Annotated in this window: 15 protein-coding genes and 1 pseudogene; 3 read left to right on the forward strand and 13 right to left on the reverse strand. The window is 41.4% G+C overall.

Features of this window, described 5'->3' with window-relative positions; genetic code table 11:
* Positions 1-41: 41 nt before the first annotated feature.
* From LBYS_RS01025 to LBYS_RS01035, 3 genes are all read right to left on the reverse strand, one after another.
* A complete protein-coding gene (locus LBYS_RS01025; protein WP_013407059.1) occupies positions 42-1,073 on the reverse strand; it encodes a zinc-dependent alcohol dehydrogenase family protein in 1,032 nt (343 codons plus the stop codon).
* A gap of 96 nt (positions 1,074-1,169) precedes the next feature.
* Positions 1,170-2,075, reverse strand: coding sequence for a helix-turn-helix domain-containing protein (locus LBYS_RS01030; protein WP_013407060.1), 906 nt, complete (start codon positions 2,073-2,075; stop codon positions 1,170-1,172).
* 17 nt (positions 2,076-2,092) lie between these two features.
* Positions 2,093-2,794: an SDR family oxidoreductase gene (locus LBYS_RS01035; RefSeq protein WP_013407061.1), complete on the reverse strand. Its 702-nt coding sequence runs from the start codon at positions 2,792-2,794 to the stop codon at positions 2,093-2,095.
* A 305-nt stretch (positions 2,795-3,099) separates the two neighbouring features.
* On the opposite strand from LBYS_RS01035, the gene LBYS_RS01040 reads away from it, so the two are divergent.
* Positions 3,100-3,939 carry an RteC domain-containing protein gene (locus LBYS_RS01040; RefSeq protein ID WP_013407062.1) on the forward strand — a complete coding sequence of 280 codons (840 nt, stop codon included), beginning with the start codon at positions 3,100-3,102 and terminating at the stop codon, positions 3,937-3,939.
* A 145-nt stretch (positions 3,940-4,084) separates the two neighbouring features.
* Here LBYS_RS01040 and LBYS_RS01045 read toward each other — a convergent pair.
* From LBYS_RS01045 to deoC, 6 genes and pseudogenes are all read right to left on the reverse strand, one after another.
* Positions 4,085-4,348 (reverse strand): annotated as a pseudogene (locus LBYS_RS01045) (transposase); the annotation flags it as partial.
* 383 nt (positions 4,349-4,731) lie between these two features.
* Entirely contained in the window at positions 4,732-6,942 is a 2,211-nt protein-coding gene (locus tag LBYS_RS01050) for a S9 family peptidase (RefSeq protein WP_013407063.1), read from the reverse strand.
* The gene (locus LBYS_RS01055; RefSeq protein WP_013407064.1) at positions 6,939-7,805 is read right to left on the reverse strand and encodes a helix-turn-helix domain-containing protein; all 867 of its coding nucleotides are present in this window, start codon (positions 7,803-7,805) and stop codon (positions 6,939-6,941) included. The genes LBYS_RS01050 and LBYS_RS01055 overlap by 4 nt, the downstream gene beginning before the upstream one ends.
* A gap of 229 nt (positions 7,806-8,034) precedes the next feature.
* Positions 8,035-8,736 carry a purine-nucleoside phosphorylase gene (gene deoD, locus LBYS_RS01060; RefSeq protein WP_013407065.1) on the reverse strand — a complete coding sequence of 234 codons (702 nt, stop codon included), beginning with the start codon at positions 8,734-8,736 and terminating at the stop codon, positions 8,035-8,037.
* 12 nt (positions 8,737-8,748) lie between these two features.
* Complete coding sequence (locus LBYS_RS01065; RefSeq protein ID WP_013407066.1) at positions 8,749-11,091, reverse strand: aldehyde dehydrogenase family protein; 2,343 nt, start codon at positions 11,089-11,091, stop codon at positions 8,749-8,751.
* 6 nt (positions 11,092-11,097) lie between these two features.
* Complete coding sequence (gene deoC, locus LBYS_RS01070) at positions 11,098-12,051, reverse strand: deoxyribose-phosphate aldolase (protein WP_013407067.1); 954 nt, start codon at positions 12,049-12,051, stop codon at positions 11,098-11,100.
* Positions 12,052-12,260: 209 nt separating this feature from the next.
* On the opposite strand from deoC, the gene LBYS_RS01075 reads away from it, so the two are divergent.
* A complete protein-coding gene (locus LBYS_RS01075) occupies positions 12,261-12,788 on the forward strand; it encodes a hypothetical protein (protein ID WP_013407068.1) in 528 nt (175 codons plus the stop codon).
* Between the two features lie 60 nt (positions 12,789-12,848).
* Here LBYS_RS01075 and LBYS_RS01080 read toward each other — a convergent pair whose 3' ends face one another.
* Positions 12,849-14,009, reverse strand: coding sequence for a phosphopentomutase (locus tag LBYS_RS01080; protein ID WP_013407069.1), 1,161 nt, complete (start codon positions 14,007-14,009; stop codon positions 12,849-12,851).
* 74 nt (positions 14,010-14,083) lie between these two features.
* Here LBYS_RS01080 and LBYS_RS01085 point away from each other — a divergent pair, with 74 nt between their 5' ends.
* Positions 14,084-14,413 carry a transmembrane 220 family protein gene (locus tag LBYS_RS01085; RefSeq protein WP_013407070.1) on the forward strand — a complete coding sequence of 110 codons (330 nt, stop codon included), beginning with the start codon at positions 14,084-14,086 and terminating at the stop codon, positions 14,411-14,413.
* Between the two features lie 24 nt (positions 14,414-14,437).
* Here LBYS_RS01085 and carB read toward each other — a convergent pair whose 3' ends face one another.
* The 3 genes from carB to LBYS_RS01100 form a co-directional block, all read right to left on the reverse strand.
* Positions 14,438-17,281 carry a carbamoyl-phosphate synthase large subunit gene (carB, locus tag LBYS_RS01090; RefSeq protein WP_013407071.1) on the reverse strand — a complete coding sequence of 948 codons (2,844 nt, stop codon included), beginning with the start codon at positions 17,279-17,281 and terminating at the stop codon, positions 14,438-14,440.
* Between the two features lie 92 nt (positions 17,282-17,373).
* Positions 17,374-18,771, reverse strand: a complete 1,398-nt coding sequence (locus tag LBYS_RS01095; RefSeq protein WP_013407072.1) for an ATP-dependent DNA helicase — start codon at positions 18,769-18,771, stop codon at positions 17,374-17,376.
* Between the two features lie 14 nt (positions 18,772-18,785).
* On the reverse strand, positions 18,786-19,253 hold the full coding sequence (locus tag LBYS_RS01100; protein WP_013407073.1) for a hypothetical protein: 468 nt from the start codon (positions 19,251-19,253) through the stop codon (positions 18,786-18,788).
* Between the last annotated feature and the right edge of the window lie 3 nt (positions 19,254-19,256).

The following is a 19,256-nucleotide window of genomic DNA, read 5'->3' on the forward strand; positions in this document are numbered from 1 at the left end:
ATTGATACCTATTTGGCAGCCAAAATCTTACTTTGATCAATTTATGAAACCCTGATTACTATTTTCCCGAACGCACCACGATCAAGGTGTTCATAAGCTTTAACTGCATCCTCAAAGTTATATATAGTGTCTATCACGGGTTTAATGTGATGCTGTGCAAAGGCTTTATTCATTTCTTCAAACGCCGCTCTGTGCCCAACAGCAATACCTTGAATATTGGTTTGTCGGAATATCACAGGCATCAGATCAAGGTTGGTCTTCTGTCCGGTCAGGAAACCGATAAGTGAGATATGGCCGCCAACTCTTGTGGCCAGAACAGAATGATTGAGACCTTCACCGCCTACAACTTCGAGTAAATGGTCAGCCCCCTGTCCATTGGTCAGTTTGGTAACCTCAGCCGCCCAATCTGCTGTTTTTACATAATTGATAATTTCCTGTGCTCCAAGTTCACGTGCTTTAATTCCTTTTTGATCACTGCTGGTAGTCACAATTACCTTTGCGCCCAAAGCATTGGCTATTTGTATCCCGAAAATTGATACGCCTCCAGTACCTTGTATCAGTACTGTTTCTCCGGCCTTCAGATTACCATATGTTACGAGTGAAAACCATGCAGTCAATGCCGCAATAGGAAGTGTAGACGCCTCCTCATCTGTCAGGTATGATGGAACATTGACCGCAGATTCTTCGTGGATAAGCATATACTGAGCCAATCCACCCGGCAGGGGGGCACCAAAGCAGAAATCGGGTTCATTAGGTGCGGGTTGTCCGTCAATCCACTTTGAATATAAGTGAGAGGTGACTCTATCTCCAACCTTGAAACGGGTTACATTTGCCCCAATTTCTACCACGGTTCCTGCTGCATCTGATACAGGGATTAGTGGTTTAGGAATCATTTCCGGTTCATAAATGCCATCTACGATTGCCTTATCTCTAAAATTAAGAGAAACCGCGCCTACTTTAATTAAGATATCATTAGGTCCCGGTGTTGGAACTGCTACCTCATCAAGTGTCAGGTTCTCTAAACCGAAAGCATGTAATTGCCACGCTTTCATCGCTATTGATTTTTCTAACATAGTATTAAAATTTTAAAATGTATATCGACCGTATGTCTCTACATACAGTTACTTTTCTTGTTACTGGAGCAAAGCATCGTTTTTGTACCTTGATGTCTACAAATGGCTATTACGATAATGTTTGGGTGTGGAAGTCTCCGCCTTTTTGAAAAAATTAATAAAGTGAGGTAGTTCTTCAAATCCCAGACACCAGGAAATTTCAGAAATATTCCAGTCGGTATGTTGAAGTAAACTTCTGGCTTCCTGCATTATTCTTTCAGAAATAAATTGCGATGTAGTCTTTCCTGTCACTTTTTTTAATGAGCGGTTCAAATGGTTGACGTGTACAGAAAGATTGTCGGCAAACTCAATGGGATGCCTTAACTTAATCTGTTGCCTTGGTGATTCTATTGGAAACTGACGTTCCAATAACTCTGTGAATAATGAAGTTATTCGCAAAGACGCATTTGAATCGTCAACAGGATTACTTTTGATAGGGGTTAATTTTAGCGCAAGATGAATAAGCTCAAAAACCAATGCACGTATGGCGTCATATTTGTAAAAATAATCTGATTCAATCTCTGCAATCATCTTTTTGAAGATAATACCGATCTGCTCTTCTTGTTCTTCATTTAGTTCAAACAAAGGAATGTTTCCGGGCTTAAATACAGGATAATCGTTGATATTGCCGAAATGATTGAAAAAACCTTCTGTAAATACACAGAAATATCCCGTTTGCTCCTCATCCAGCAGTTCCCAGGAATACGGGATGTTGGGATTTGAAAATAGAAGCGCACTATCCTTAAATTCTAAGCCTTTATCTGCATAAGAAAATTTTGTACGCCCCTTCAACAAGCTAATCTTATAAAATCCTTTTCTGTTGTAAGGCTGACAATTGATCTTATTAGTTGGCGTGCTGTATATAGGGAAAACATTAAACTGACCGATCTCTCTTTGCAGGTGGTCGGGCATCCAGATTAATTTATCATCAAAAAACTGCTGTGCTTGTGTTACTCTTTCCATAAATCTTATCTTTTAAGTTACCAGGGGTTAGTAGCCCATACAGATGCATCAGGAATAAATCCTATGTCACTCATGCTTAACATATTCACAATTAAATGCGCAATCTCTTTCGGTTTGAGCTTATTGGCTTCATTTGTTATTTCCCGGCCTTCTTTAATTAGAAAATCAGTGATTACCTCACTTGGATTAATCTGCATGACCCTTACATTGTATGGTCTTAACTCAGCTCGCCAGCATTCTGTTAGGCCGGATACCGCAAATTTGCTTGCTACATAAGAAGACCCATTTGCATATCCGCGAAGTGAAGCTGTAGAGCCAATATTGATTATGTTTCCATACCGTTTCTCCATAAAATGCTTTGCAGCTTCTCTTCCAGACAGAAAAAGCCCTCGAACATTTACTTCCCAAACTTTCTGAAAATCTTCTACTGTAGTTTCTACGAGCGAAGCAAATTTTCCTATTCCCGCATTGTTGATTAATACATTTACCGTTCCCATCGTCTCTTTGGCATAATCAAATAAGGCTACTACCTCTTCCTCTATCATTACGTTAGCTTTGAGACCATACACGCCAAGCTCTTTAGACGCTTTATCTACTTTAAACTCGTTTGTGCCACAAATCACTACTTCAGCTCCCAGCTCGTTTAAAACCTTTGCGGCTTCATATCCAATACCGCTTGTTCCACCTGTAACAACAGCCTTAACATTGTTTAATTCCATAACAACTTGTTTTTTACAAAATTACGGACATCGATATCGAGAGTGTTGCGAAAATCAAATGCTTTGATGCAAAAATCAAACACTAGGGATAGATGCTCATTTATCTCATATCTCGAAACAGATGCAACTATCACTTCATCAAAATGAGTTCATGTTTTATTTTTGCAGTTTTTGAATTGATTAATGCATCTTGTCGTAGAATAAAACAAGGTAGCTTCGCTAGATGATCAATAGTTATCTTCTATGAGAACACGAATAACTATAGCGATTTGAGATCGTATTCGATATCTTATTTCTAGTAAGCCTTGAAAAATTCACTAAAAAAAATATTAGCCGATACTGAAAATAAATTACTGGCAATTCACACACAGAATGAGAATGCAGTTAATGTATCTGTTTTATCAATTGAAATAATTACTCAGTCTCTGATTGAACTCAAGCAATTCGTAATTAATCATGGATTCCGTTCAGAAATAGAAGAGATCAACTTCTTTAAAAATGTAAAACCGTCTTTAGTATCCAAGTTTATATATTATAACACAATTCTCCATTTTGAAGCAAAAAAGGATAAGCTCACAAATAAATGTTTCAAAAAAAGTCTTCAAAAGGAATTAAAAAGGATTAAACATTTTTCTATCGATAATTGGGAATTTTATAAATATTACAAAATGAATGATACATTTTATGATAAAGAATATTTCCTTCGGGAAAGCCATAAAGCTGACTTTATCTTTTTTGACCATTTTTTTGAAATTGATCAATCATTTTCAACAACTCATGACTACAAAATTTCGAGAATAATTGCAAATGACTTAATTCAGGTCTATTTGACAGATCAAATACTACGTCTAAAACAATCATCACTGAAAGACAGTGTAGTGGAACAACTAAATTTAGATTGGACAGAAAGCAAAGCGGCATTAATTGAGTTAATTTATGCGTTACATTCTCGATCCGTTTTCAATAATGGAAACATTGAGATTAAATGGATAGCCAAATCATTTGAAAAGATGCTAAATATAGAACTCGGAGATTTGTATCATACATATTTAGAGATAAGGAATAGGAAAATTAATCAAACCAAATTTCTTGACACATTGAAATATAGTTTGATCAAAAAAATGGAAGAGCAGGATGAAAAATGATATAACCCAAATAACCTTGACGTATTTTTTTTATATTTGCTCTTGATTTACAAGGCAATCTAGTAAAAATGAATGCAGTAAGCACCATTACCAAATCGTTACCTGTACCGATTGTCGCCCTCATAAACTACTCTATATAAGTTGTTTTAGCTTTTTCTAACGTTTTTTCATAAAAAACGTCTTGCAGCATCTGCTTATCCAGGCTCAGATCCGCAACCAACTTTTTTAATTGAGCATTCTCCTCTTTAAGCTGCCGGAGACGCCGCAGTTCAGCTACCCCTAAGCCACCACATTTCTTCCAGTTGTAGAAAGTGGCTCCCATTTTGCGGCACACTTCCTCGACGCGTGTACCGGTCTCGGCCTGCTTGATGGCAAAGGCGATCTGCGCTTCGGTAAACTTTGATTTTTTTCATGGATATTCCTCCCGTTTAAAATTAGTAATTCATAAACGAATTCTCAATTTTTAACTGCTCCAGTTTTAAGGGGAGAGGTCAGTATTGTAAATACCTCTTAGCGAGTGTTGTATGGATAATGGTAGAGGTGTTTTACCTAGATGTTTATTGGAATTGCCTTTTGTTTATATCCCGTTTTTGAAGTAAAAATTCATAGACTAATCCCAAGTTTTAATCATGTGAGGTGCTGGATTGTTGGGAAGATTTGAAAGGGAAATGAGTAGGATTTTAAGGGTGGAGGTGAATATTTTTTAATAGAGGAAGTTTTTTTTAACAGCAGTTTGGCCTTAAAAAAAATCCCCCAATTAGCTTTGGGGGATCTGTATTTACCATCTAGTTATTACTTCCAGGTAGGAGGGGTTTGCCCAAGTAGATGCCTAACAAAAAAGTCCCGGCGCTTCTGCTCCCCATATTTACCTCCCGCCGTGTGTCCCTGCCCGGGCAGAAGTACAAAGTCGTGATCTTTGTTGGCCTTGATCAGGGCGTCAACCAACTGGTAGGTGGATGCTGGATCAACGTTGTCGTCTACTTCTCCTACCATCAGGAGCAGTTTGCCTTCCAACTTATGCGCGTTCACCACATTAGAACACTCTTCGTAATGCGGGCCAATAGGATAGCCCATCCACTGCTCGTTCCACCAGATCTTGTCCATACGGTTATCGTGGCAACCGCAAGAGGATACCGCTACCTTATAGAATTCTGGATGGAAGATCAAGGCTCCGGCTGCGTTTTGGCCTCCTGCTGAGGTACCATATATGCCTACCCTGGAAATGTCCATGGCCGGGTATTTCTTCGCTGCCGCCTTTATCCAGGCTATACGATCCGGGAAACCCGCATCTTTCAAGTTCTTCCAAGCTACATCATGAAAGGCCTTGGATCTGTTTGAAGTTCCCATGCCGTCTATTTGGACCACTATAAAACCCAGTTCCGCTAATTCCCCCATCCATGAGGGATTTGAACTGAAGCTCTTCGGTACAAAGGAACTATGAGGGCCGGCATAAATGTTTTCTATTATAGGGTATTTTTTTTTCGGATCGTAATGCGTAGGGAAGGTGATAATGCCCCAGATATCGGTTTTCCCATCTCTTCCTTTTGCTGTAAACACTTCTGATGGTCTCCATCCTGCTTTTTTCAATTCTGAAATGTCTGCTTTCTCTAGCTCCATGATGACCTTACCTGTGGCAGTTTCGCGCAAAACCGTGATCTGAGGAAGATCTATTCTCGAGTAAGTATCTACAAGCAGGCTGTGATCCTTATTAAAAAAGGCTTTGTGGTTAGCAGATTCAGGAGTAAGATCTACTAGTCCAGAGCCATCAAGATTTACCTTATAATAGTGGATAAGATAAGGGTCTGTATCTTTGCCACTGCCTTCGAAGATGATATACCTTTCCTTTTCATTGACATGCACTACACGTCGTACCACCCATTCACCTTTGGTGATCTGGTTTTTGACTTGTCCGCTGGCCCTGTCATACAGATAAAGGTGGTTCCATCCGTCTCTTTCGGAAGCCCAGATGATTTCATTCTCTAGGTCGTAACGGTATTTCTTACCACTATAATCAATGAAAGTAGGGCTTTCTTCAGTGATCAGTGCACGGGTCAGGCCGGTCTCTGCATGAAGTTCAAAGACTTGGTATTTTTGGTGACCTCTTTGATTGTATTCAAAGGTGAAGGCTTTGCTGTCTTTCGTCCATTTTGGTCGTGAAAGGCTGTATTGATTAAGTACTAGATCATAAGGCACGGAGTAAGATTTACCCGTTTCTATGTTAAAAAGTACAGGCTGGTGCTGAGGCAGTGCATCTCCTGGCTTAGGATAGTTACGGGTATGCAATATGGGTTGAAGTTGAGTTGCAGGTGAAGACTCTATGAAGTACAATGTGCGGTTTTCTACCTTTCTCACTTTGGTGGCAGCCAGCTTTTTAGCATCCGGTGACCAAACCAAAAAGGCGGAATAGTATTCTCCAGGTGCACCATCAAAGGAAAGTTGTTGCAATTGTTGAGGCTGTCCGTTAGGGTGTACGTACACATTGTTATTTCTGATCAATGCTACGTATTGGCTATCAGGAGAGTAGACGGGTGCTCCCTGGCTGTCGTCGTACCTATTGTTCCAATAGCTTTGAGGGCCTCTGGACGGTATCTGTCCTTTGTCCGTCAAGTGACCTGTATCGTTGGTATATTCCCATTTCTTCCCGAAGGCTTCAAAGGAGATGAAATCCGGATTTTTGATGATTTGGAGGTTAGAGAGCGGTAGAGAATCTGCTTTTACCTTTTGTCCCGTGGCTTTGCTCAGCATGTGTGCTAAAAACTGGTGATCAAAGAGGGTTCTTTTGCTCTTTTGTTTGGTGTCTACTCTTAGGTATTCTTTACCATTAGGGGTTTGTTGCACATACCAGAACAAGTCTTCGTTCCAAGTGATGTTTTGAGGAGAGTAGAAGACCTTGTCCTTTATTAGGTTAGGGTATTCGGCTGCTTTTTGGTAATAATGGGCCATAGTTTGCCCCTGCACTGTCCAGTAGGATAGTGCCAGCATGATCACGAAGAGTCTTTTCATGATACGTTTTTAAGGTATTTGGTTAGGTAATCTTTAGGCGAAGTTCCCGCTACGTTTTTAAATACGCGGTTGAAGTTAGCTATGCTATTGAAACCGCAACTGTAGGCTACACTTGAGATGTTATCAAATTTACCACTGGTTAGATTCTTGCAAGCTTCTGTCACGCGAAGTTCGTTTAAGAAGGTCACAAAGGTTACACCAGTGTGTTTTTTGAAATATCTGCAGAACGCTTGAGGGGTCAGGTGGGCTGCTGCTGCCACATCATCAAGCGTGAGTGGGTTTTTGTAATTCTTGAGAACGTAATTGTAGATTTTGCCCATTCTCAAACCTTCTCCCTCTGAAATGATCTCGTTGTTCAACGGGGCCAATTGCACAGGCTTTGGTTCCATCTTACAAAAGGCACGTAGGAGATGTAAGAAATGAATGATCTGATCCGTGTGCGTTGCCTTTTGGATCTTAAGCATCCTCTTCGAGATATGGGCTACATGTTCGTGAGGGACTTTAAATCCACCTCTGTATTCCTTTATGAAGCCATGGAAGGGTCTGAGTTCAGGAAGATTCAAAAGGGCATTGAGAGATCCGTCCGGATCATAAAAGACAGAAAGGGTATGAATACCTTCTTCGGGTTCTCCGGAGTTTGATCTGAAAACGTGCGACTGTTGAGGAGCAATCAAGAAGATATCTCCATCTGTAAAATCATGGAAGTTATTATCTACTATTAATGTTCCGCTCCCTTTTCTTACCCAGATCAGTTGAGCCTCTTTATGTCTATGAAGATAAGGATAGAAATGAGGTATTCTATCTTCTTGGACAAGAACTGATTTATCAGGTGTAACCGGGATGGTAAACTGTAAAGGTTTCATGTTCTTCTATAGTTAACTACTGAGGATCAAATCTTTACTAAATTTAGCGTATTTTAACATACTTTCAAAATATTGACCCGTGTTTGGTTAAAATATGAGCAGTTTTAGTTAAAAAGAATGCTTATTATACGTTAAATTGTGTAAAATTAACGCAAATCTGCTAAAAGATAGTCTATGGAAAGGACTCTGAGCCTAAGAAAATTATAGAAGAGGCAGGATAAAATCCTGCCTAGATTAAACTTAATGCTATTTCCATCATTTCGTTATAGGTTTTTTCCCTCTCTTCCTGGCTGGAAGCCTGTCCGGTTAAAATATTATCACTCACCGTCAATAGGGAAAGCGCATTGACCCCAAATCTGGCGGCCATGGTATAGAGGATTTCAGTTTCCATGTCTATACCTAATACGCCGTGAGCTTTCCAAACATCCCATCTGTTAGGAACCAGGTCATAGAAGGTGTTAGTACTGAATACTAAACCGGGATGAACCTTGATGTTTTGTTCTTTCGCAGATTCATGGGCTTTAAGTAGGAGTTCGAAGCTGGCGGTAGGTGCGAAGTGCTGGTTTTGGAATAATATGGAGTTGGCATCTGAATCTCCGCAGGCAGCAGTCACCAGCAGGACTTGTCCTAGGTCCAAATTCTCCTGGATAGATCCGCAAGTGCCAACTCTGATCAAGTTCTTGCATTGATAGGTATTGATCAGTTCGTGAATATATATTCCGGCACTACCCATTCCCATACCTGTACCTTGGATGGAAACGCGTTCCCCTTTGTACAGTCCGGTAAATCCGAACATGTTTCTCACTTTATTATAGCATTTGACCTCTGTCAAATAGTTTTCTGCCACGAATTTTGCTCGTAAAGGATCTCCTGGCAATAAAACGGTTTCCGCTATTTCTCCAACTTCCGCTTCTAAGTGTATACTTCTCATGTTGTAGTTATTTTATGCCCCGTAAGGAATCCAGATGTTCTTCACTTCGGTGGCTTTTCTTAAGAATACTTTTTGTAAAGGATTTTGTAGCCAATCGTACTCTGACTCTATCCAGGTTCTCTTCATGGAGTCTGCCGCTAATTTCTCCAAGGTTTCTGCATTCTGTTTATCAGAGAAATACCAGATACCGTCTACATCAAAGTGTTTGGCTAGTTCTGTAGTTAAGGACTTATGGTCTCCTGTAATTATATTAACGGTACCGCCGGGTACATCAGAGGTGTCCAGAATCTGATAGAAATCTGTAGTAGACAGAGGAGAGGTTTCAGAAGGGAGCACTATTACTCTGTTGCCCATGGCTATGGCAGGCAGTACCAGGCTAATCATACCTAATAATGGGTATTCTTTTGGACACACTACTCCTAGAATACCTACGGGCTCATGCATGGCTATAGTAACGTGTCTGCTTGTAGTGGAGTGTACTCGTCCGTCAAACTTATCCGCATAAGCTGCATAAGTGAATATCCTTTCTAGGCTTTTCTCGACTTCCAGTTTGGCGTCTTTTCCGGAATAGCCTGAAGCTTCTACTAGTCTTTGCTCAAACTCCTCCGCTCTTGCACTTAGATTTTCAGCGATGAAATAAAGTACCTGCGCTCTGGCGTGGCCTGTCATGCCGGCCCATCCCGACTGAGCATGTGCGGCTTCTACTGCGTTTCTGATATCTTTTCGGGTGCCTTCTCCTACTTCTCCTACGGTTTGGCCGGCGGGATTGCTCACCTTAATACTATATCCTGAATCAGGGCGAGCCTGTTTCCCTCCTATGTACATCTTAGGAGTTCTGTCTATGTAAGAACGAAGATTCACTTCTTTATTATGGATAGTAAATCCGGTGCTAGACTTGATAGATTTAGGTTTGATGTATTCATACAATCCTTCTTTTCCTCCTTCTCTTCCGAAACCGGATTCTCTGTATCCTCCAAATCCTGAAGCCGCATCAAAGACATTGGTGGTATTGATCCACACCGTTCCAGCTTTGATCTGTGGAGCTACATCTAATGCAAGGTTGATGTTCTCTGTCCAAAGACTGGCAGCCAGTCCGTAGCGGGTGTTATTCGCTAATTTGATAGCTTCCTGATGCGATCTAAAGGTCATACCTACGAGTACTGGCCCAAAGATCTCCTCCTGTGCAATCTCAGAAGCTGGAGATACATAAGGGAATAGGGTAGGAGGAAAGTAACAGCCTTTAGTAGGGCAGTTTTCCACTTGCCAATACTCCAGGCCTTCTGCCTTTGCTCTTTCCACAAAGCCATTTACGGTATTCCATTGCTCCTCGCTCACCAAGGCTCCCATGTCTATGCCTTTGTCTAGAGGAGAGCCTAGAACCAACTTTTGGATCCTGTTCTTGATCTTGGCGTAGAACTTCTCCGCTATGGATTCCTGAACTAATAGTCGGGAACCGGCACAGCAAACCTGCCCCTGATTAAACCAGATGGCATCTACTATGCCTTCTACTGTAGAATCTAAATCCGCATCTTCAAACACGATGAACGGTGATTTACCTCCCAGTTCCAAGGATAGTTTTTTACTACTGCCGGCGGTATTCCTTCTGATCTTTTTGCCTACTTCCGTAGATCCAGTAAAAGCTATTTTTTGAACATCCGGATGAAGGGTCAAGGCTTCACCTACACTTCCGTGTCCTGTAATGATGTTAACTACCCCTTTAGGTAATCCTATTTCTTGACATATCTCAGCAAAAAGTAAGGCGGTTAATGAGGTTTGCTCCGCGGGTTTTAGAACCAAGGTATTCCCCATAGCTAATGCAGGAGCAATCTTCCATGAAAGCATAAGAAGAGGGAAGTTCCAGGGTACGATTTGCCCTATCACCCCTATGGATTCAAAGTTAGGAAACTCTTGTTCCATGACCTGCGCCCAGCCCGCGTGGTGATAGAAATGTCTGGCCACTAAAGGAATATCAATATCCCTGGTTTCGCGAATAGGTTTGCCATTATCTAAGGTTTCCAATACTGCGAAAAGGCGGGAATGTTTTTGTATTTGTCTAGCCAAGGCATAGAGATACTTGGCTCTTTCATGTCCACTTAATTGGGACCAGGAGGGATATGCGGACTTTGCTGCTGCGACTGCCGCTTCTACTTGTGCCGTACTTGCTTCAGAGATCTGAGCTAAGGTCTCACCTGTAGCCGGATTCAGAGAAGGGAAATGGTTTTCTCCTTCTGTCCATTCTCCATTGATGAATAGTCCGAAACGACGGTCATGCTGATCCAGGAACTCCTGTGCATTTTTGTCGCTCTCAGGAGCAGGGCCATATTCCATAGTAAGAAAGATATCTTTAACGTTCATATTCTATTATGCCATAGCATGGCGATAAGATGCAGAGTAACTGCCTGTTACATAATGTTCTAATTGTCTCTCGATGTCTCCAAGAAGACTACTAGCTCCGAAGCGGAAGAGCTGATTATTCAGCCATTCTACTCCCAGTTCTTCTTTGATTAGTATTAGGAAGTCTAAGGCTTGCTTGGCTTTCTGAATTCCGCCAGCAGGTTTATAACCTACCTTTACACCGGTCAGTTCGTAAAATTCTCTGATGGCTCTCACCATAACTAAGCTTACTGGTAGAGTAGCATTAACGGCTTCTTTCCCGGTACTGGTCTTTATGAAATCAGAGCCGGCCATCATACTTACCCAGGAGGCTTTAGCCACTTTCGTCAAAGTAGGAATCTCTCCGGTGGCCAGAATGGTCTTCATGTGAGCTTCACCGCAGGCTTCTCTACAGGCTTTGACTTCCTCATATAATTCTTCCCATTTATTGTTCAGAACTAATTCTCGGCTAATCACGATGTCAATTTCCGTGGCGCCTGCAGCTACTGACGCTTTGATTTCCTGTAGTTTTTGTTCCAACGGAATCTTACCTGCCGGGAAGCCTGTGGACACGGCTGCAATGGGTAAGGAGGATGATCCTAAGGCTTTTTTAGCGTCTGAAATCATGTTATGATAAACGCAAACCGCACCTACGGTTAGGTCTTCAAAGCCCAATGCCTGAAGTATATCTTGACGAACGGGCTGCAAGGCCTTTTGGCACAATCTATAAACATTACCGGCCGTATCATCACCGGAAAGCGTAGTAAGGTCTATACAGTTGACAGCTTTTAATAACCAAGCTGCCTGGTACTCTTTTTTGACTGTTCTTCTGGCAGGTAGACTGGACGCTCTTCGTTCTACTGCTGACCTGTTGATGTTTATGTGGTCAAAGTATTCAGTGGAATAGGGTATGCCCTCATTCCTTATATGTTCAGAACTCATATAAATTTAAAATAAACGGTAATATTGTCAATTCTTTTGGCACTGACAAGGAAAAAAAGCGAAAAATGCACAGGATAAATAGGTGAAATTCTATTAAAGTCTTGGAACCAATAAAATCTGTTTCGCTTCCTTTTAATAAATAGTAGTTGATTGTTCTTGGTAGTTCAGCGAAAACTTAGTTGATTTGCGTACAAATAAATCTTATATCTATGAAAAAAATTATTTCGTCACTACTTTTTGCACTTTTAACTTTTAGTGTATCCACAGTTTCTGCGCAATTTGAGAAAGGAGACAAACTTTTGAATGCCGGGATTAACCTTGGTGGTACTTACGGCGGCGGCGGTGTCGGTGTAGGTGGTTCATTTGAGGTGGGTATACACGACTTTATCAGTGTAGGTGGTCAGGCAGACTTCGTAACTTGGAACTATGGATGGACAGGTTATAAGTGGAAGTATAACTTCCTTACTATAGCTGCCAGAGGATCGTACCATTTTGGTAAGCACTTCCTTACAATGGATAATCTAGATTTATACGCAGGTCCTTCTCTTGGATATCGCGTTTCTAGTTATAAGTCTCCAGATGGTTTCGGTGGAATCTATTCTGATAGCTACGGTAGTGGTGTATTTTTCGGTGTTTTTGCCGGCGCGCGTTACTACTTCAACCCAGGTATGGGCGTATTTGCTGAGGTAGGTCACAATGCTTCACCTTTAAAAGCAGGTATTACTTTCAAATTCTAACCCCCACTAATTAAGAAACCAATTGACCGGCAAAGGGTTTATCCTTTTGCCGGTTTTTTGTTATAGCACCTTAGGTAAAAAACTTATTCCTGATGTAGAATAAGGAACTTCTAAATACTCCGCTACCGTGGCAGCTATATCTGCAAAGCATTCTAGGGTTCCCAAGTGGTTTCCCTTCTTCACGTCTTTACCTACTACTAAAATAGGGATATGTTCTCTGGTATGATCTGTTCCCGGAGCTGTAGGATCATTTCCATGATCTGCTGTGATAATCAATAAGTCTTCCTCTTTCATGGCACCCATCAAGGCGGGTAAGGCAGCATCAAATTCCTCTAAGGCTTTTGCATATCCTTGCACATCTCTACGGTGGCCGTATTCCATGTCAAAGTCCACCAGATTAGTGAAGATGAATGCTTCAGATGCAGATTGAAGAGCTTCTAGGGTTTTTTCTACACCTTCCTGGTTGTTCTTTGTCTTTTGATATCTACTAATCCCCTTGCCCGCAAAGATGTCTACAATCTTACCTATAGCATACACTCCTTTACCTTCTGTGGAAATGGCATCTAAAACGGTATGCGGAGGTAAGGTAGCATAGTCTTTTCTGTTCTTCGTTCTATAATACTGACCGGAAGTTCCCAGGAATGGTCTGGCAATTACTCGGCCTACTTCTAATTCTCCGCTCAACATTTCTCTGGCGATGGCACAGATCTCGTATTGTCTTTCTACAGGGATGATTTCTTCATGCATGGCTACTTGGAATACGCTGTCTGCAGAAGTATAAACTATAGGAAAACCGGTACGTACGTGCTCGTCACCTAGTTCGTTAATAATTGCCGTTCCGGAAGCGGAGTAGTTACCTATGGTTTTTGTCCCAATAGCAGCTTCAAAGGCGTCCATGAAGGCTTTAGGAAACTGCTCAAAAGTAGGGAAGGGTTTGTCCAGAACACAGCCGGAAATCTCCCAATGTCCCGTGGTTGTATCTTTTCCTGCTGATTTCTCTTTAGCTCGGCCATAGGCTGCCTGTGGCGCGTCTGTTTTTGGTAAAGCATTTTCAGGTACAATGTTCCCTAAGCCTAAAGCAGTGAGATGAGGAATTTTGATATCCGGGAAACGTTCTACGATGTGCCCCAAGGTATTTGAACCTGTATCGCCATACAAATGCGCGTCAGGTAACTCACCTATACCTACTGAATCGAGAACGATTAGGATGACACGTTTCATTTTTTTGTTTGTTTTGATGTTCAAATGTAAGGATTTTTTCAGCAGTTTTGTCTTCTATTCTTAGCAACTGCTCTATGAAGTATTTAATGTATTTTCTTGTCTTGCTATATGTCCTATGTGCCATAGTGCAATACAACGACCCAGATCCGCTAGTTTGGATTTTAGCTTATCTTCTTCCTGCTTATCTATGTTTTTATAGATCCAAAGGTAAGGGTGACGCTACTTTGTATCTGGCCTTAGGTTTACTGTATGTGCTTTGGGCCATCAATCAATTTCCTCCTCAATGGGAAGGATTAATGTTTGAGAACCTCAGTATGAAAACCATCAATGTGGAGCTGGGAAGAGAATCCTTGGGATTAGGCCTTTGTGCTATAGGAATGTTCCTTTGTGCAATAAAAAAATAAAGCGGAGATTTCTCTCCGCTTTTCTTATCTTGATAGATACAGGTTTCTTTCCGCATATACTTTCAAGAAGAAGTCGTCTGTGAGATCTTCTATGAAGTATATTCCTTCACCCGTACTCTTCATTTCAGGCCCTAATTCCTTGTTTACATTCGGGAATTTATTGAAAGAGAATACCGGGATCTTGATGGCATACCCTTCTTTCACCGGTTTGAAGTTGAAATCTTTCACCTTCTTTGCTCCTAACATTACCTTAGTTGCATAGTTTACATAAGGTTCCTGATAAGCCTTACAGATGAAAGGTACGGTTCTGGATGCTCTTGGGTTAGCTTCGATCACATACACCACCTCGTCCTTAATGGCGAACTGGATATTGATCAGACCTTTAGTATCTAATGCTATCGCGATTTTCTTCGTATATTCTTCAATTTGTCTAAGTACATTTTCGCTTAGGTCAAATGGAGGTAAGACAGCATAGGAGTCGCCGGAGTGTATACCTGCAGGTTCAATATGCTCCATGATTCCTATGATATAGGCATCTTCTCCATCGCAAATTGCATCTGCTTCAGCTTCAATGGCATTCTCTAAGAAGTGATCCAGAAGGATATTGTTATCCGGGATATCGTTCAGGATTTTCACTACGTGTTGCTCCAATTCCTCCTCATTGATCACGATCTTCATGCTCTGTCCACCTAATACATAAGAAGGACGAACCAGAAGAGGGAATCCTAGTTCTTTGGCCACCTCTGAAGCTTTGTCAGCTGTTCTTACCGTGTCAAACTTAGGATAAGGAATGTTTAGCTCTTGCAATTTTGTAGAGAATCTACCTCTGTCTTCTGCTAAGTCAAGGGCTTCATATGAGGTACCAATGATCTTAACTCCGTATTTAGTAAGTTTCTCAGCCATCTTAAGGGCGGTTTGTCCACCCAACTGTACAATTACTCCGTCAGGTTTTTCATATTCGATGATATCAAATACGTTTTCCCAGAATACAGGTTCAAAGTAAAGTTTGTCAGAAATATCCGGGTCAGTGGATACCGTTTCCGGGTTACAGTTGATCATGATAGTCTCATAACCCGACTCCTTCGCTGCTAATACTCCGTGTACACAAGAGTAGTCAAATTCAATACCCTGGCCTATACGGTTAGGGCCGGAACCCAAAACTATCACCTTCTTCTTATCAGAAACTACAGATTCATTATCTGGATTCTCATCAGAAAGATTAAAGGTAGAGTAGTAATAAGGAGTGTGCGCCTCAAATTCAGCAGAACATGTGTCTACGCATTTGAATGCCCTCTTGATCCCTAGTTCTTTTCTTTTAAGAGTCACTTCACTTTCCATGCAGCGTAGCAAGTGGGCCAACTGACGGTCAGCGTAACCCATTTTCTTAGCAGAAAGTAGAAGGTCTCTAGGGATGCTGTCTAGGTTATATTTTTGGACTTGTCCTTCCAAAATAACCATCTCTTCGATCTGACGTAAGAACCATTTATCAATCTTAGTCAGGTTTTGAATGGTATTGAAAGACAAGCCAGCTTTGAATGCATCATAGACATGGAATAATCTATCCCAAGATGGATTAGCCAAGCTTTGTTTTAATTTCTCTTGATCTCTTTCTTCTCTACCGTCAGCTCCTAAACCGTTTCTCTTGATTTCAAGAGATTGACAGGCTTTTTGCAGAGCTTCCTGGAAGTTTCTACCAATACCCATGGTTTCACCCACAGATTTCATTTGAAGTCCAAGACGTCTGTCAGAACCCGGGAATTTATCGAAGTTCCATCTAGGAACCTTCACGATTACATAATCTATAGCTGGTTCAAAGAAAGCTGAAGTAGATCCGGTGATAGGGTTAATTAACTCGTCTAAGTTGTAACCTATAGCCATCTTCGCTGCAATCTTCGCGATAGGGTATCCTGTAGCCTTAGAAGCTAAGGCAGAAGAGCGGCTAACACGAGGGTTGATTTCGATAGCGATGATATCATCTGTTTCCGGATTCAAGGCAAACTGTACGTTACATCCACCGGCGAACTGACCAATTCCGTTCATCATGCGGATAGCCATATCACGCATCTTTTGGTAGATGGTATCCGGAAGGGTCATGGCAGGAGCTACGGTTATAGAATCTCCTGTATGTACACCCATAGGGTCAAAGTTCTCTATGGTACAGATGATAACAATATTACCGTTATGGTCACGTAGTAATTCTAATTCGTATTCTTTCCATCCCATGATGGATTGTTCTACCAATACTTCATGTACGGGGGAGGCATGTAAACCGTGATTTAAGGCTGCATCAAATTCTTCAGGGGTGTTTACGAATCCACCACCTGTACCACCTAAGGTATAAGAAGGACGAATTACTAGAGGGAAGCCAGTCTCCTGCGCTATCTCTTTACCTTCTAAAAAAGACTTCGCGGTACGACCTTTACATACTCCCACCTTTAACTCAAGCATTTTCTTTCTGAAAAGCTCGCGGTCTTCCGTGGTTTCAATAGCTTTTATGTCTACACCAATGATTTCTATATTATGTTTTTTCCAAATTCCTGCTTTATCACAATCGATAGCTAGGTTTAGGGCCGTCTGTCCACCCATAGTCGGAAGCACATGTGTGATAGGTTTGCCCATTTCCTCATGCTTTTTAAGGATTTCGGAGATGGACTTCTTCTCCAATGGTTTCAGATACACATAATCTGCGTTCATTGGGTCAGTCATGATGGTAGCCGGATTAGAGTTAATCAAAGCTACCTCTATTCCTTCCTGACGAATAGAACGTGCGGCCTGAGAGCCAGAATAATCAAATTCACAGGCTTGGCCGATTACAATGGGGCCTGAACCAATGATTAAAACAGACTTGATACTTGGATTTTTTGGCATGTTAATGCGAGAAGATTTCGATTTGTTTATCGAAGCACAAAGTTAATACAGTTTGGTGAGATTATGTTAAATTATTTTAGGAAGGTTCTGCCTTATACAAAGAATTTGTCTGGGAAATTCACTAGAAATACCTCTTTCATACCTCTGGTCACTGCAGTGTATAGCCATCTAAGGAATTCCGGGGATTGTGTTTCTTCCCGTAGATAGAATTGATCTATGAACACCGCATCCCACTGTCCACCTTGTGATTTATGACAGGTCAGTGCATAGGCGAATTTCACCTGTAAGGCGTTCAGGTACTTATCTTCTCGGATCATTTTCTTCCTTTCTTTCGCCGTCTTCACCCAGGCGTAATCTTCTACTACGCTTTCATAAAGCTTCTTACTGTCTTCCCCAGAAAGGTTAGGTAAAGGAGAAAACAGGGTGTCCAGGAGGATTAGGGTGTCAATCTCCGGATCATCGGGGTAGTCCACTAAGGAAAGGGTAACGTTCAGGAATCTGAATCCATGCATCTCCTCTTCACTGCCTATTCTTTTTACTTTTACAAACTCGCCGTTAGCCAAGAATCCGGCTTGCGACTCGGAAGGAAGGGTTTGGTAATTGTTTTTTACCACCATTAGCGTGTCGCCATAGTCCACCTCCGCTTCGTAATATAGAATTCTGTTTCTAATGAATTGGTTATATTGAACAGCGTTTTTATTGCTTTGAGTTAATACTATAGTATTCTCGAGACCATATTTGTCGTAGCAGTATCGTAGCCCGTCTTCCAGTTTTTCTGCCGGCATTCGGTAAAAGTCCTTGAATCCTTTGGTATTGAACTTGACTTCTATTTCTTCGAGAGGAAGTTGGTCACGAAGTGCTGTAGCATTGACCAGGATTCCGGAGCCTGCGTTTTGTCGCATCACTTCCGTAAGGGTGTGGGAGTATACCTTAGCGTGATAGTATCCTTCCAGGTGTTGTTTATCCAATGCCGGACTTATAGCCAGATGTACGGGAGGCAACTGTGCCTCATCTCCAATCAGGATAAGTTTGTTTCTTTCTCCTGAAAAAACATAAGAAATCAGATCTCTTAATAGACCGTTACTTCCTAACTCTCCTAATTCTGAAATCATGGAGGCTTCATCTACGAGATAAACGGTTTGATTCTCTTTGTTTTTGACCAGACTGAATTGGGGTAAGCCGGAAACGTCTTTTTGTCGGTAGATTTTTCTATGTATGGTAGATGCAAATCTCTTGGTGTACTGTTGCATCACTTTGGCTGCTCTACCTGTTGGTGCTAGGAGGTTAACCGAGTAGTTTAGGGTAGGAGCTGCTTTCATGAATGATTCCAGTACAGAGGTTTTCCCTGTACCGGCATATCCTTTAAGCAGGAAAATGGTTCTTTCGTCTTCATCCTCCATGAACTTGCTCAGTTTCCTGAATAGTTCTTTTTGTCCTTTTGTAGGGCTAAGGTGAAAATTATAATGCAGCTGCTCCTCGAAAAAATCCATTCTCCTGCTCGTTATTAGCTCATATGTTTAAGATTTAATCCGTAGAGAATGACAAATAAGATACCAAAGAAGGCAGTGCCCATGGCCATAAACGTTCCTCCAATTCCTCCAAAAATGAGCATGGGTGCTAGTATTCCAGCTATGGTTCCAATCAAGTAAATGTAAAATCCTCTCTTTCTTAAACTCCACATCAGTACTGCACCTACTAGGGTTAGAACGCTAGAGATAGCAGTGGCTAAGCCATTATTTTGCAGGTTTTCTGCCGTTAAGCTGCTTAAGAAAGCATCTATGATCTTCTCCATGGATTCAGCGCCTTCTTGTTCTGCAATTCGGTCTTGGATCATTTCGAATTGGTTTTGTATGATACCTGCATTGACTTCAGAGCTCGTATAATTCCCTATACCCTGAAAGATATTCCATCCACTATTTATGAAGGTCAGGATACAAAGTATGGTTAAAAAGGTAGGTCTAATGTTTTGCATATG

Source organism: Leadbetterella byssophila DSM 17132, from assembly GCF_000166395.1.
Taxonomy (GTDB): domain Bacteria; phylum Bacteroidota; class Bacteroidia; order Cytophagales; family Spirosomataceae; genus Leadbetterella; species Leadbetterella byssophila.

What these genes read in the sequence shown, in the direction of transcription:
- LBYS_RS01025 (WP_013407059.1), bottom strand. Translation starts at nt 1,073, where the DNA reads ATGTTAGAAAAATCAATAGCGATGAAAGCGTGGCAATTACATGCTTTC.
- LBYS_RS01030 (WP_013407060.1), bottom strand. Translation starts at nt 2,075, where the DNA reads ATGGAAAGAGTAACACAAGCACAGCAGTTTTTTGATGATAAATTAATC.
- LBYS_RS01035 (WP_013407061.1), bottom strand. Translation starts at nt 2,794, where the DNA reads ATGGAATTAAACAATGTTAAGGCTGTTGTTACAGGTGGAACAAGCGGT.
- LBYS_RS01050 (WP_013407063.1), bottom strand. Translation starts at nt 6,942, where the DNA reads ATGAAAAGACTCTTCGTGATCATGCTGGCACTATCCTACTGGACAGTG.
- LBYS_RS01055 (WP_013407064.1), bottom strand. Translation starts at nt 7,805, where the DNA reads ATGAAACCTTTACAGTTTACCATCCCGGTTACACCTGATAAATCAGTT.
- deoD (WP_013407065.1), bottom strand. Translation starts at nt 8,736, where the DNA reads ATGAGAAGTATACACTTAGAAGCGGAAGTTGGAGAAATAGCGGAAACC.
- LBYS_RS01065 (WP_013407066.1), bottom strand. Translation starts at nt 11,091, where the DNA reads ATGAACGTTAAAGATATCTTTCTTACTATGGAATATGGCCCTGCTCCT.
- deoC (WP_013407067.1), bottom strand. Translation starts at nt 12,051, where the DNA reads ATGAGTTCTGAACATATAAGGAATGAGGGCATACCCTATTCCACTGAA.
- LBYS_RS01075 (WP_013407068.1), top strand. Translation starts at nt 12,261, where the DNA reads ATGAAAAAAATTATTTCGTCACTACTTTTTGCACTTTTAACTTTTAGT.
- LBYS_RS01080 (WP_013407069.1), bottom strand. Translation starts at nt 14,009, where the DNA reads ATGAAACGTGTCATCCTAATCGTTCTCGATTCAGTAGGTATAGGTGAG.
- LBYS_RS01085 (WP_013407070.1), top strand. Translation starts at nt 14,084, where the DNA reads ATGAAGTATTTAATGTATTTTCTTGTCTTGCTATATGTCCTATGTGCC.
- carB (WP_013407071.1), bottom strand. Translation starts at nt 17,281, where the DNA reads ATGCCAAAAAATCCAAGTATCAAGTCTGTTTTAATCATTGGTTCAGGC.
- LBYS_RS01095 (WP_013407072.1), bottom strand. Translation starts at nt 18,771, where the DNA reads ATGGATTTTTTCGAGGAGCAGCTGCATTATAATTTTCACCTTAGCCCT.
- LBYS_RS01100 (WP_013407073.1), bottom strand. Translation starts at nt 19,253, where the DNA reads ATGCAAAACATTAGACCTACCTTTTTAACCATACTTTGTATCCTGACC.